At 66.2% G+C, this 12,800-nt stretch carries 14 protein-coding genes; 4 read left to right on the forward strand and 10 right to left on the reverse strand.

What is annotated here, in order from left to right; all coding sequences use genetic code 11:
- Positions 1 to 50: 50 nt before the first annotated feature.
- From AB3347_RS21565 to AB3347_RS21575, 3 genes are read left to right on the forward strand one after another with little or no spacing between them, the layout of a single operon-like run.
- Positions 51 to 779, forward strand: coding sequence for an arginyltransferase (locus AB3347_RS21565; protein ID WP_369093770.1), 729 nt, complete (start codon positions 51 to 53; stop codon positions 777 to 779).
- 58 nt (positions 780 to 837) lie between these two features.
- Positions 838 to 1,875 (forward strand): quinone-dependent dihydroorotate dehydrogenase, encoded by a 1,038-nt coding sequence (locus tag AB3347_RS21570; RefSeq protein WP_369093771.1) that lies wholly within the window; start codon positions 838 to 840, stop codon positions 1,873 to 1,875.
- A gap of 10 nt (positions 1,876 to 1,885) precedes the next feature.
- Positions 1,886 to 2,932: an aldo/keto reductase gene (locus tag AB3347_RS21575; protein ID WP_369093772.1), complete on the forward strand. Its 1,047-nt coding sequence runs from the start codon at positions 1,886 to 1,888 to the stop codon at positions 2,930 to 2,932.
- 13 nt (positions 2,933 to 2,945) lie between these two features.
- Here AB3347_RS21575 and AB3347_RS21580 read toward each other — a convergent pair whose 3' ends face one another.
- From AB3347_RS21580 to AB3347_RS21610, 7 genes are all read right to left on the reverse strand, one after another.
- Positions 2,946 to 3,875 (reverse strand): CysB family HTH-type transcriptional regulator, encoded by a 930-nt coding sequence (locus tag AB3347_RS21580; protein ID WP_369093773.1) that lies wholly within the window; start codon positions 3,873 to 3,875, stop codon positions 2,946 to 2,948.
- Positions 3,872 to 4,954 (reverse strand): sulfate/molybdate ABC transporter ATP-binding protein, encoded by a 1,083-nt coding sequence (locus tag AB3347_RS21585; protein WP_369093774.1) that lies wholly within the window; start codon positions 4,952 to 4,954, stop codon positions 3,872 to 3,874. The genes AB3347_RS21580 and AB3347_RS21585 overlap by 4 nt, the downstream gene beginning before the upstream one ends.
- Complete coding sequence (gene cysW / locus AB3347_RS21590) at positions 4,951 to 5,868, reverse strand: sulfate ABC transporter permease subunit CysW (RefSeq protein WP_369093775.1); 918 nt, start codon at positions 5,866 to 5,868, stop codon at positions 4,951 to 4,953. The genes AB3347_RS21585 and cysW overlap by 4 nt, the downstream gene beginning before the upstream one ends.
- The gene (gene cysT, locus AB3347_RS21595) at positions 5,868 to 6,725 is read right to left on the reverse strand and encodes a sulfate ABC transporter permease subunit CysT (protein WP_369093776.1); all 858 of its coding nucleotides are present in this window, start codon (positions 6,723 to 6,725) and stop codon (positions 5,868 to 5,870) included. The genes cysW and cysT overlap by 1 nt, the downstream gene beginning before the upstream one ends.
- A gap of 122 nt (positions 6,726 to 6,847) precedes the next feature.
- Positions 6,848 to 7,621: a sulfite exporter TauE/SafE family protein gene (locus AB3347_RS21600; protein WP_369093777.1), complete on the reverse strand. Its 774-nt coding sequence runs from the start codon at positions 7,619 to 7,621 to the stop codon at positions 6,848 to 6,850.
- A gap of 119 nt (positions 7,622 to 7,740) precedes the next feature.
- Complete coding sequence (locus AB3347_RS21605) at positions 7,741 to 8,379, reverse strand: peroxiredoxin (protein ID WP_369093778.1); 639 nt, start codon at positions 8,377 to 8,379, stop codon at positions 7,741 to 7,743.
- 111 nt (positions 8,380 to 8,490) lie between these two features.
- Positions 8,491 to 8,877, reverse strand: a complete 387-nt coding sequence (locus AB3347_RS21610; protein ID WP_369093779.1) for a diacylglycerol kinase — start codon at positions 8,875 to 8,877, stop codon at positions 8,491 to 8,493.
- Positions 8,878 to 9,011: 134 nt separating this feature from the next.
- Here AB3347_RS21610 and AB3347_RS21615 point away from each other — a divergent pair, with 134 nt between their 5' ends.
- Entirely contained in the window at positions 9,012 to 9,824 is an 813-nt protein-coding gene (locus AB3347_RS21615) for an IclR family transcriptional regulator (RefSeq protein WP_369093780.1), read from the forward strand.
- Between the two features lie 9 nt (positions 9,825 to 9,833).
- Here AB3347_RS21615 and AB3347_RS21620 read toward each other — a convergent pair whose 3' ends face one another.
- The 3 genes from AB3347_RS21620 to AB3347_RS21630 all read right to left on the reverse strand — a co-directional run bounded on the left by AB3347_RS21620 (position 9,834) and on the right by AB3347_RS21630 (position 12,789).
- Positions 9,834 to 11,018 (reverse strand): serine hydrolase, encoded by a 1,185-nt coding sequence (locus AB3347_RS21620; RefSeq protein WP_369093781.1) that lies wholly within the window; start codon positions 11,016 to 11,018, stop codon positions 9,834 to 9,836.
- 152 nt (positions 11,019 to 11,170) lie between these two features.
- Positions 11,171 to 11,866 (reverse strand): nitroreductase, encoded by a 696-nt coding sequence (locus AB3347_RS21625; protein ID WP_369093782.1) that lies wholly within the window; start codon positions 11,864 to 11,866, stop codon positions 11,171 to 11,173.
- Positions 11,863 to 12,789, reverse strand: coding sequence for a DMT family transporter (locus tag AB3347_RS21630; RefSeq protein ID WP_369093783.1), 927 nt, complete (start codon positions 12,787 to 12,789; stop codon positions 11,863 to 11,865). Before AB3347_RS21630 ends, AB3347_RS21625 begins: the two co-directional genes overlap by 4 nt.
- Between the last annotated feature and the right edge of the window lie 11 nt (positions 12,790 to 12,800).

Genomic DNA, 12,800 nt, shown 5'->3' on the forward strand with positions numbered 1-12,800 from the left:
TCTCCGATTTCGCTAAAATAGGTTCATCACGTCGTCTCGAGAGCTTTTGCATGACGCACCTAAATGACCTGCCCTTTGCCACGCTGCAGTTCTACACGACGGCGCCCTATCCCTGTAGTTACCTCGATGCGCGCCAGGCCCGTTCCCAGGTAGCAACGCCTTCGCACCTCATCAATGCCGACGTGTATTCCGAGCTGGTGCGCAACGGCTTCCGCCGCAGCGGCATCTTCACCTACCGCCCCTACTGCGACGGCTGCCAGGCCTGCATCCCGGTGCGGGTGAAGTGCGAGGACTTCGCCCCCAGCCGCACCCAGCGCCGCGCCTGGAAGCGCCATGGCGACCTGGTGGCGATGGTGGCCAACCTCGCGTTCTCGGACGAGCACTATGCGCTCTACCTGCGCTACCAGACCACCCGCCATGTCGGCGGCGGCATGGACCAGGACAGCCGCGACCAGTACGCCCAGTTCCTGCTGCAGAGCCGCGTGAACACCCGCCTGGTCGAGTTCCGCGAACCCGACGGCACCCTGCGCATGGTCTCGATCATCGACGTGCTGTCCGATGGGCTGTCGTCGGTCTACACCTTCTTCGACCCGGACGTGCCGGGCGCGTCCTTCGGCACCTATAACGTGATGTGGCAGGTGAACCAGGCGCGCGAGCTCGGCCTCCAGTATGTCTACCTGGGCTACTGGATCGAGCAGAGCCCGAAGATGGCCTACAAGATCAACTTCCGTCCGCTGGAAGCGCGCATCGGCGGCGTATGGAGCGTGCTGGAACGCTGAGGACCGCCGCGGCTTTCCGGCGCTGTAAAATGGCGGGAGTCATTACTCCGAGTCCCCCATGTCCGACAAGCTCCTGTACTCCCTCGCCCGCCCGCTGCTGTTCTCGCTCGACGCCGAGCAAGCCCACAACCTGACCCTGCCGCTGCTGCGCCGCGCCGCCGCGCTCGGCCTGACCAGATTGTCCGGCAGGCCGGCGCCGGACCCGCGCACCGTCATGGGCATCACCTTCCCGAACCCGGTCGGCCTGGCGGCCGGCCTCGACAAGGATGGCGCCTACATCGACGGCCTGGCCTCGCTCGGCTTCGGCTCGATCGAGATCGGCACCGTGACGCCGCGCCCCCAGGGCGGCAACCCGAAGCCGCGCATCTTCCGCCTGCCGCAGGCGCAGGGCATCATCAACCGCATGGGCTTCAACAACGGCGGCGTCGACGCCTTCGTGGCCAACGTGCAGGCCTCCCGCTTCTACCAGGACAAGCAGGGCGTGCTCGGCCTGAACATCGGCAAGAACGCCGACACCCCGATCGAGCGCGCCGCCGACGATTACCTGCACTGCCTGCGCAAGGTGTATCCGTACGCCAGCTACGTGACGGTCAACATCTCGTCGCCCAACACCAAGAACCTGCGCCAGCTGCAGGGTGAATCGGAACTCGACGCCCTGCTCTCGCAACTCAAGGACGAGCAGCTGCGCCTGGCCGACCAGCACAAGCGCTACGTGCCGGTGGCGCTGAAGATCGCCCCGGACATCGACGGCGACCAGGTGCGCAACATCGCCGGCGCCCTGCTGCGCCACAAGATCGACGGCGTGATCGCCACCAACACCACGCTCAGCCGCACCGCAGTGCAGGGCATGCCGCACGCCGAGGAAGCCGGCGGCCTGTCGGGCGCGCCGGTGTTCGAGCTGTCGAACACGGTGATCCGCCTGCTCAAGGCCGAGCTGGGCGACGCGCTGCCGATCATCGGGGTGGGTGGCATCATGCGCGGCGAGGACGCGCGCGCCAAGATCGCGGCCGGCGCGCAGCTGGTGCAGCTCTACACCGGTTTCATCTATGCCGGCCCGGCACTGATCCGCGACGCCGCCGCAGCGCTGCGCCGCTAAAGGAGACAACATGGAACGCAGGCAGCTGGGACAAACCGACCTGATGGTGTCAAAAGTGTGCCTCGGCACCATGACCTTCGGCGAGCAGAATACCGAGAGCGAAGCGCACAGCCAGCTCGACTATGCGATCGAGCGCGGCATCAACTTCATCGATACGGCCGAGATGTACCCGGTGATGGCGCGCGCCGATACGCAAGGTTCGACCGAGCGCTATATCGGCAGCTGGCTGAAAAAGACCGGGCGGCGTGCCGACGTGGTGCTGGCCACCAAGATCGCCGGGCCGAACAAGATGATGCCCTGGATCCGCGGCGCCAACCACAACCTGGATGCGACCAACATCCGCGCCGCCGTCGAGGACAGCCTGCGCCGCCTGCACACCGACTACATCGACCTGTACCAGATCCACTGGCCGAGCCGCAACCTGCCGATCTTCGGCGCCAACAGCTTCGATCCGGCCGGCGAACGGCCGGCGGTGCCGATCGTCGAGACGCTCGGCGCGCTCGACGACATGGTGCGGGCCGGGACCATTCGCCACATCGGCGTGTCGAACGAGAGCACCTGGGGCGTGTGCCAGTACATCAAGCAGTCCGAGCTGCGCGGGCTGCCGCGCATCGCCACCGTGCAGAACCTGTACAACCTGACCGCGCGTCACGTCGAGACCAGCCTGATGGACGAGGCCTGCTACCGCGAAGGCGTGAGCCTGCTGGCCTACAGCCCGCTGGCCTTCGGGCAGCTGACGGCGAAGTACCTCGACGATCCGGACGCGGTCGGCCGGCTGACGGTGTTTCCGAAGAACTGGAGCCCGCGCTACGTGCGGCCCGCGGTGCTGGCCGCGACCGCCGAGTATGCGGCGCTGGCGCGCGCACATGGATTGAGCCCGGCGCAGATGGCGCTGGCCTGGTGCTATTCGCGCTGGTTCGTGGGCTCGACCATCATCGGGGCCACGAATCTGACGCAGCTGAAGGAGAACATCGATGCGGCGGACCTGGTGCTGCCGGCGGAGGTAATGCAGGGCATCGACGAGATCCACGCGCGCTACACGAACGTCGGGCAGTAAGCGCCCTCGGCGCTCATTCCGCCGCCTGCAAGGCCTTCTCGATATCCGAGCGCGTATACCCCTGGGCGAAACGCTCGATGAAGTGATACGCATACGCCCGCAGGTAGGCGCCCTTGCGCACGGCCAGGCGCGTCACGTTCGGCGCGAACAGGTGCGAGGCCTCGATCGCGCGCATGCCCTTGTCGCGCCCATGATCGAAGGCCATCGAGGCCACGATGCCGACACCCATGCCCAGCGCCACGTACTGCTTGATGACGTCCGAATCCATCGCGGTGAGCACGATGTCGGGCGCCAGCCCGGCTTCGACGAAGGCCGCATCGATGTGGCTGCGGCCGGTGAAGCCGACGTCGTAAGTGATGAGCGGGTAGTCGGCCAGGTCTTCCAGGCGCAGCGGCGTCGCCATCGAAAAGATCGGATGCGTTTCCGGCGCCACCACCAGGTGGCTCCAGCGGTAGCACGGGAAGGACACCAGGTCGGGGAAGGCCGACAGGCCCTCGGTGGCGATGCCGATGTCGGCCTTGCCCGACAGGACCCATTCCGCGATGTGTTCCGGCGCGCTCTGCTGCAGGGCGATACGCACGCCCGGGAAGGCGTTGCGGAAGGACTGCACCACCTGCGGCAGCGCATAGCGCGCCTGGGTGTGGGTGACGGCGACCGTCAGCGTGCCGCTGTCCTGGGCCGCGAACTCGGCGCTGGCCTGCTGCAGGTTCTCGGCCTCGACCAGCAGGCGTTCGACGATCTTGAGGATGCCCTTGCCCGGCGGCGTCAGGCCGGTCAGGCGCTTGCCGTTGCGCTCGAAGATCACGACCCCGAGTTCTTCCTCGAGCTCGCGGATCTGGCGCGATACCCCGGGCTGCGAGGTGAACAGGGCATTGGCCACTTCGGTCAGGTTGAAGTCGCGGCGCGCGGCTTCGCGCACCGAACGCAGCTGCTGGAAATTCATATGCCCTCGCCGGCGTCCACGAACACTTCGATGCGGCGCGGCTTGACCACCAGGGTGTCGCCCTCGACGAAGCCGTGGCGCGCGAACAGCTCGTTCGGCATCACCGCCTCGATCAGCTGCTGGTTGTCGGCGCGCTCCAGGTCGAGCTGGGCCAGCGGGCCGATCGCGTGCGCGCGGCGCAGCCTGGCGACCACGCCCCCCTGGTCGCCTGCGCCCGGCGTGTAGCGTTCGACGTCGAGATCGTGCGGGCGCACGTAGCCGATGCCTTCGCCGTTGCGCACGCCAACGTGCTCGGGCGCCCTGAATTGCGCCTCGCCGCTGGCCAGCACGCCTTCGTGCACGCGGCCGTGGAACAGGTTGACGTTGCCCAGGAAGCCGTACACAAAAGGCGAAGCCGGCTTGTTGTACACGGCATCGGGCGTGCCGAGCTGCTCGACGCGGCCCTTGTTCATCAGCACCACCTGGTCGGCCACCTCGAGCGCCTCTTCCTGGTCGTGGGTGACGAAGATCGAGGTCACGTGCAGCTCGTCGTGCAGGCGGCGCAGCCAGCGGCGCAGTTCCTTGCGCACCTTGGCGTCCAGCGCGCCGAAGGGTTCGTCGAGCAGCAGCACGCGCGGCTCCACCGCCAGCGCGCGCGCCAGCGCGATCCGCTGGCGCTGGCCGCCCGAGAGCTGCGGCGGATAGCGGTCGGCGATCCAGTCGAGCTGCACCAGCTCGAGCAGCTGGCGTACCTTGTCGCGGATCTGCTGCTCGGACGGGCGTTCCTTGCGCGGTTTCACGCGCAGGCCGAAGGCGACGTTCTCGAACACGGTCATGTGCTTGAACAGCGCATAGTGCTGGAACACGAAGCCGACCTGGCGCTCGCGCACGTGGCGGTGCGAGGCGTCCTGGCCGTCGAGCAGCACGGCGCCGGAATCGGGATGTTCCAGGCCGGCGATCACGCGCAGCAGGGTGGTCTTGCCGCAGCCCGATGGGCCGAGCAAGGCGGTCAGCTGGCCATCCGGGAACTGCAGCGACACGTCGTCGAGCGCGGTGAACTGGCCGAACTGTTTGCGGATGTGTTGGACTTCGATCGTCATGCTGCTTGCTCCGTTTGTCGTTCTGCGGCGGCGGCCTTGCGTACCTGGTGCAGGCGCCATTCGATAAAGCTCTTCACCGCCAGGGTCACCAGCGCCAGCAGCGCCAGCAAGGATGCGATCGCGAACGCGGCCGTGAAGTTGTATTCGTTGTAGAGGATCTCGACCTGCAGCGGCATGGTGTTGGTCTCGCCGCGGATGTGGCCCGACACCACCGACACCGCCCCGAACTCGCCCATGGCGCGGGCGTTACACAAGATGACGCCGTACAGCAGGCCCCACTTGATGTTCGGCAGCGTCACGCGCCGGAAGGTCGACCAGCCCGAGGCGCCCAGCACCAGCGCGGCCTCTTCTTCTTCGGTGCCCTGCTGCTGCATCAGCGGAATCAGCTCGCGCGCCACGAAGGGGAAGGTGATGAAGATGGTCGCCAGCACGATGCCCGGCACCGCGAACAGGATCTTGATGTCGTGTGCGAGCAGCCACTCGCCGAACCAGCCCTGGGCGCCGAACAGCAGCACGTAGATCAGGCCCGCGATCACCGGCGACACCGAGAACGGCAGGTCGATCAGCGTGAGCAGGATGCTCTTGCCGCGGAACTCGAACTTGGCGATGGCCCAGGCGGCGGCCACGCCGAACACCAGGTTCAGCGGCACCGAGATGCCGGCCGCGATGAGCGTGAGCTTGATGGCCGACACCGCATCCGGATCCGTGATCGATTCCAGGTAGACGTCCCAGCCGCGCTTGAGCGCCTCGATGAACACGGCCGCCAGCGGCACGAACAGGAACAGGGTCAGGAAGCTCAGCGCGACCGCGATCAGGAGGTAGCGCACCCAGTCGGGCTCGAGCACGTTGTTCTTCGGGCGCCGAGCCGGTGCGGCCTTCGGCGCCGCCTTGATGTTGTCGAGGACTGCGCTCATCAGTTGCGTACCCCTTTGCCTGCCCGTTTGCGGGTCCATGCCTGCAGCAGGTTAATCGTCAGCAGCAGGATGAACGAGATGACCAGCATGACCACCGCGATCGCCGTGGCGCCCGCGTAGTCGTACTGCTCGAGTTTGGTGATGATGAACAGCGGCGTGATCTCGGAGACCATCGGCAGGTTGCCGGCGATGAAGATCACCGAGCCGTATTCGCCGGTCGCGCGGGCAAAGGCCAGCGCGAAGCCGGTCAGCAGCGCCGGCACGATCGTCGGCAGCACCACGCGCCGGAAGGTCTGCAGCGGCGAGGCGCCCAGGCTGGCCGCGGCTTCTTCCAGCTCGCGCTCGGCTTCTTCCAGCACCGGCTGCACCGTGCGCACCACGAAGGGCAGGCCGATGAAGGTCAGGGCCAGCACCACGCCCAGCGGCGTGAAGGCCACCTTGATGCCGAGCTTGGCCAGCTGTTCGCCGATCAGGCCGTTGTGCGAGTACAGGGCGGTGAGCGTGATGCCGGCCACCGCGGTGGGCAGCGCGAACGGCAGGTCGACCAGGGCGTCGACGATGCGCTTGCCGGGGAAGTTGTAGCGCACCAGCACCCAGGCCACGATGCCGCCGAAGATGACGTTGAGGAAGGCCGCCAGCAGCGAGGCGCCGAAGCTGAGGCGGTAGGAGGCCATCACCCGTTCGGAGGTGACGGCGCTCCAGAACGCTTCCCAGCTCATCGTGAAGGTCTTCAGGAAGACCGCCGACAGCGGGATCAGGACGATCAGCGCGAGGTAGAAAATCGTGAACCCGAGCGAGATGCCGAAGCCGGGAATAACGCGGCCGGGGGATCTGCGCGGGCTGCTGTAGGTGTGCATGCGGGCCCTTATTACAAATTCTTCTAACGGGCCACCATAATCTCACGCAGCCCTTATATTACAAACGAAACTTTCCTCATTTGCATAGACGGTTTCGGCTATTAGGGCTTGGCAAACCGGGATCAGAACACCAGCTTGGCCGCCACGCCGGTGAGCGTCGTCGCCAGCAGGCCGCGCAGCACGCGCTCGGGCACCTTGCGCGCCGCCATCGCGCCCAGCGTGATGCCGGGCACCGAGCCGATGAGCAGGGTCAGCAGCAGCATCCAGTCGATCGAGCCCAGCCACCAGTGGCCGATCGCGGCGATCGCGGTCAGCGGCACCGCGTAAGCGATGTCGGTGCCGGCCACCTCGGCCGAACTCAGGCGCGGATACAGCATGACCAGCAGGGTGGCGCCGATGGCGCCCGCGCCGATCGAGGACACGGTGACGAGCACGCCCAGCACGGCGCCCGAGGCGACGGTGGCAATGGTGAGCGCCCTGCCCTGCAGCTGGCGTCCCGGCCTGGCATTGACCCAGGCCAGCATGCGGGCGCGGAACAGCAGCGCGACCACGGTCAGCATGACCGAGACGGCGATCGAATAGCGGATCAGCTGGCCGATCTGTTCGTCGAGCCCGCCAAATTGCTTGAGCGCCAGGGTCGCCACCAGCGCGGCCGGCAGGGCGCCCAGGCACAGGCGGCCGACGATCGGCCACTGGACGGTGCGGTTGAAACGGTGGGTGACGGTGCCGACACCCTTGGTGATCGACGCGAAGGCCAGGTCGGTGCCGACCGCCACCGAGGGCGAGACGCCGAACAGCAAGGTCAGCAGCGGCGTCATGAGCGAGCCGCCGCCCACGCCGGTCATGCCGACCAGCAGCCCTACTGCGAACCCCGCGATGATGTACGTCGTCGACATGCTTTTACCCTTACGTTAAGCCACAGCGTAAGGGGACTCGGCAATGAAGCAAACAACAGGTTTCTTATTTGCTTATGCAGGCAATGGGCGGCGGCAATGCCGCCGCCCATGTATGGGATTTACTTGTTCGGCTGCGGAGTCAGGCGCAGGTAAGGACGCGGCGCCGTGTAGCCCTTCGGATACTTCTGCTGGAGGACGGCCGGATCCTGCACGGTCAGCGGGATGATGACGTCGTCGCCGTCCTTCCAGTTGCCCGGGGTGGCCACGGTGTAGCCGTCGGTCAGTTGCAGGGCGTCGATCACGCGCAGCACTTCGTCGAAGTTGCGGCCGGTGCTCATCGGGTAGGTGATCATCAGGCGCACCTTCTTGGCCGGGTCGATCACGAACAGCGAGCGCACGGTGGCGGTGGCCGAGGCTTCCGGGTGGATCATGTCGTACAGCGCGGACACCGACTTGTCGGCGTCGGCGATGATCGGGAACCCGACCACGGTCTGCTGGGTCTCTTCGATATCCTTGATCCAGGCGCGGTGCTGGTCGGCCGGGTCGACCGACAGCGCGATCGCCTTGACGTTGCGCTTGTCGAATTCCGGCTTCAGCTTGGCGGTCAGGCCCAGCTCGGTGGTGCAGACCGGGGTGAAGTCGGCCGGGTGCGAGAACAGCACCACCCAGGAATCGCCCGCCCACTCATGGAAGCGGATCTTGCCGATGCTGGAATCCTGCTCGAAATCGGGGGCGGTATCGCCGAGGCGTAGGGTCATCTTCATTTCTCCATGTGTGGACTGCGGGGTGGCTATGTCGGGACATAGTCTAAGTGGACTTGGCAGTGTAGCAAACGACAGCTTTGTTATTTGCTTGTTCCCCAACAGATCTTAGAAAAAGCGGCTGTACAGGACGACGCACCAGCTGGCAAACGCCAGCAGCAGGGTCAAGGCGACGGCGGCGCTGCCCATGTCCTTGGCGACTTTCGACAAGGGATGGCGTTCGAGCGAGATGCGGTCGACGATCGCTTCGATGGCCGAATTGATGATCTCGACGATCAGCACCAGGACGAGTACGCCGATCAGCACCAGTTTCTGGAAGGCCGACACCGGCAGCAGTAGGGCCACCACGGTGGCGATGGCGATCACCACGACCTCCTGGCGGAACGCCGCTTCGCTGCGCCATGCCCAGGACAGCCCGTCCGCGGTATTGCGGCAGGCCGACAGGATGCGCGCAATGCCGCGCTTGGTCTTGAATTCGCTGATCGGGTGTTCCATGAATTGAAAGAATTAAATGCAGGAACCTCATTATGCCGTTCCGACAAGACCTTGCACACTAAAGCCCATCGGTTTGCATCCCCGTTTCACATCATGGTATAAAGTGGAGAATACTGCACTGCACCAACCACATCATGAAAATGGAAACCCCAGAACTGGCGCCCGCCTCGGCCTCCCCGGCCTCGGCCAAGACCTCGATCCAGGTGATCGAGCGCATGATGGCCCTGCTCGACGCGCTGGCCACGTATTCCGATCCGGTGAGCCTGAAGGAACTGTCGAAGGTGTCCGGGCTCCACCCCTCGACCGCGCACCGTATCCTGAACGACATGGTGGTCACGCGCTTCGTCGACCGCGTTGAGCCGGGCACTTACCGCCTCGGCATGCGCCTGCTGGAACTGGGCAATGTGGTGAAAAGCCGCCTGTCGGTGCGCGAAGCGGCGCTCGACTTCATGCGCGCCCTGCACAAGAAGACCCAGCAGACCGTGAACCTGTCGGTGCGCCAGGGCGACGAGATCGTCTACATCGACCGCGCCTATTCCGAGCGCTCCGGCATGCAGGTGGTGCGTGCGATCGGCGGCCGGGCGCCGCTGCACCTGACCTCGACCGGCAAGCTGTTCCTGTCGATCGACGACGCCAAGGCGATCCGCGCCTACGCCACGCGTACCGGCCTGGCGGGCCACAACAAGAATTCGATCACCGACCTGGCGCGCTTCGAGCGCGAACTGTCGCTGGTGCGCGCGCGCGGCTATGCGCGCGACAACGAGGAACTGGAACTGGGCGTGCGCTGCATGGCCGCCGGCATTTTCGACGACAGCGGCAAGCTGGTGGCCGGCCTGTCGATCTCGGCGCCGGCCGACCGCCTGCAGGAAGAATGGCTGGAAGACCTGGTGCAGACCGCGGCCAGCATCTCGTCGACGCTCGGCTACCGCCCTACCCCGGCCATCTGACAGGCGCGATCAGTGCAGCACCGGCGCCGCCACGGTGGCGGTGCTCATGATCGGCGCATCGGCATTGCCCAGCGTGCCCGGCGCCAGCACATCGAGCTTGCTCGGCGCCAGCGACTCGAGGAAACGGCGCACGCGGCCGGCGTCCGCGGTGCGCGACATCTTTCCCTTCGAATCCAGGAACACCATGATCACGTTGCGGCCGTGGATGGCCGCCTGCATCACCAGGCAGCGGCCCGCCTCGTTGATGAACCCGGTCTTCTGCAGGCCGATGTTCCAGTCGGGCAGCGCCACCAGGTAGTTGGTATTGGCGTAGCGCATCGGGCGGCCGCTCGCCTTCACGATCGAATTCGGCGTGGTGGAATATTCGCGCAACAACGGTTCCTGGTGGGCCACGGCGACCAGGCGCGCCAGGTCGCGCGCGCTCGAGACGTTGCGGCTCGACAGGCCGCTGGAATCGACGTAGCGGGTGTCCTTCATGCCCAGTTCGCGCGCCTTCTCGTTCATGGCGGCGACAAAGGCGGACAGTCCGCCCGGGTAGTTGCGCCCCAGGGCCGAGGCCGCACGGTTTTCCGAACTCATCAGGGCAATATGCAGCAGCTCGCGGCGCGTCATGCGGGCGCCCACCGGCAGGCGCGAACTGGAATACTTCTGGCGGTCAACGTCGGCGTCGGTGATGCGCAGGACTTCGTCGAGGTCCTGCCTGGCCTGCACGACCACCAGGCCGGTCATCAGCTTGGTGATCGAGGCGATCGGCAGAGCGACGTTGGCGTTCTTCTCGAACAGCACTTCCGAGCTGTTCTGGTCGAGCACGAAGGCGACGTTGGAGCGCAGCGACAGCGGATCGTCGGTACGGCGCAGGCCGGCGGCGTCGCCCAGGCTGCGCGGATCGACGGCCAGCGCGGCCGGCGCGGCGCGCCGCACCAGCTGGTAAGTGACCTTGCGCTTGCCGCGCACCATTTCCACGCGGCGCACCATGCGTTGGCGGTTATCGTCGGCGATGGCCTGGGCCAGGTCCTTGCGCTTGCCGCGCGCGGCCTTGCGAGGAGCGGCCTTGCGCTGCTTTTTCTTGACGACCTTGTTCTTGCTGGCCCTGGCCTCGGACGCGGCCCCCGCCCCCACCCCCGCACCGGCGGCGTGAACGGGCTGGAACGCAAACAGCAGCGAAACGACGGCAGCCAATGCAAGTTTAAACATCTGGAAACCCTTCGGCGCAAACTGATGAGGTACGGAATGCAGTTTAGCGGAACGACGCCTGATCGCAAGCGGAAATTCGATTCCGCGCGGCAACACCACACACCGACAAGCCTTTATCAATCAAGTATTTACGACGCTATTACCCCAATTCATCACTCCACGAAGCGCGCGAAGTGCGCGACTGTTTCGCGCTCGGTCACCAGCGAATTCTCGACCTTGTCCGGGTCGGCCCAGCCGAGCGCCATGCCGCACACCACCATTTCATTCTCCGGCAACCCGAGCTGCTGCGCAATCACGCGGTGATACTGTGTGAAGGCGGCCTGCGGGCAGGTATCGAGGCCGCGGCCGCGCGCGGCGACCATGATGTTCTGCAGGAACATGCCGTAGTCGAGCCAGGAGCCCTGCTCCATGATGCGGTCGATCGTGAAGATCAGGCCGACCGGGGCGTCGAAGAAGCGGTAGTTGCGCGCGTGCTGGGCCGCCATGCCGGCCTTGTTGTCGCGCGTCAGGCCCAGCAGCGTGTACAGGTCCCAGCCCACCTTGCGGCGGCGGTCGACGAAGGGCGACACCCATTCGCGCGGATAGTAGGCGTATTCCTCGGTATGCTGGCGCGCCTGTCCGGGGTCGGCATTCACCGCCAGGATCGCCTCGCACAGCCGCTCGCGCGCCTCGCCGGTGAGCACGTACACCTTCCAGGGCTGGGTATTGGTGCCGGACGGGGCGCGCGCGGCCACCTCGAGGATGCGCTCGAGGTCGGCGCGCTCCACCGGCTTGGGCAGAAAAGCGCGGATCGAACGGCGCGAAGTGATCGCCGCATCGACGGCTTCCTGCTGCGGGCTGGTAATCATGGGGTCTCCTTTTCTTGTGAATGCTTGACGACGAATGCGACGCCCAGCACGGCCACCGCCATGCCGGCCAGTGCGAGGGCGCTGAAGGACTCTCCGAACAGCAGCCAGGCCATGACGGCGGTCGTGGGCGGCGTCAGGTACAGCAGGCTGGTGACTTCGGTGGCGCGGCTGCGCCGGATCAGGGTAAATAACAAGAAGATCGCGCCGATCGACAGCGCGAAGACCGACCACAGCCAGGCCAGGACGAACTCGGGGTTCCAGGTGACGGTCGAGAAGCGCAGGTCCAGCCCTTCCAGCACCACGGCCAGCGGCAGCAGCACGGCCACGGTGGCGCCGAACTGGATCACGGTGCCGGTGCGCAGGTCGAAGCCCGGGCACCAGCGCCGCTGGTACATGGTGCCGGCCGTGATGCACAGCAGCGCAAACACGCACAAGCCAATGCCGGCGGCGCTCAGCCCCGCCAGGTGCAGCTTGGCCTGCACCACCAGCGCCACGCCCGACAGGCCGAGCACGAAGCCGAGCCACTGGCGCGGCCTTACCCGTTCGCCGATCAGGGGCGCGGCGGCGGCGGTCAGGATCGGCTGCATGCCGACGATGAGCGCGGTCAGGCCGGCCGGCATGCCCAGCTTGATGGCCGCCCATACCCCGCCCAGGTAGCCGGCCTGCAGCAGCAGACCCGCCACCGCCACGTGCACGATCCGGCCGCGCGGCCATGGTGCACGCACCAGGAACACGATCGGCAGCAGCACGGCCAGCACGCCCAGGCAGCGCAGGATCAGGAAGGTCAGTGGCGGCGCATACGGCAGCCCGAGCTTGGCAACGATGAAGCCGGTGCTCCACAGGAACACGAACAGCAGCGGTACCGGCGACAGCCAGGAAGCGGAGGAAACGGAAGAGGCGCTGGTGCGGGTGCTGGGCGACATGGACGAATGCT

This window comes from Massilia sp. X63 (genome assembly GCF_041023745.1).
Classification (GTDB): Bacteria; Pseudomonadota; Gammaproteobacteria; order Burkholderiales; family Burkholderiaceae_D; genus Telluria.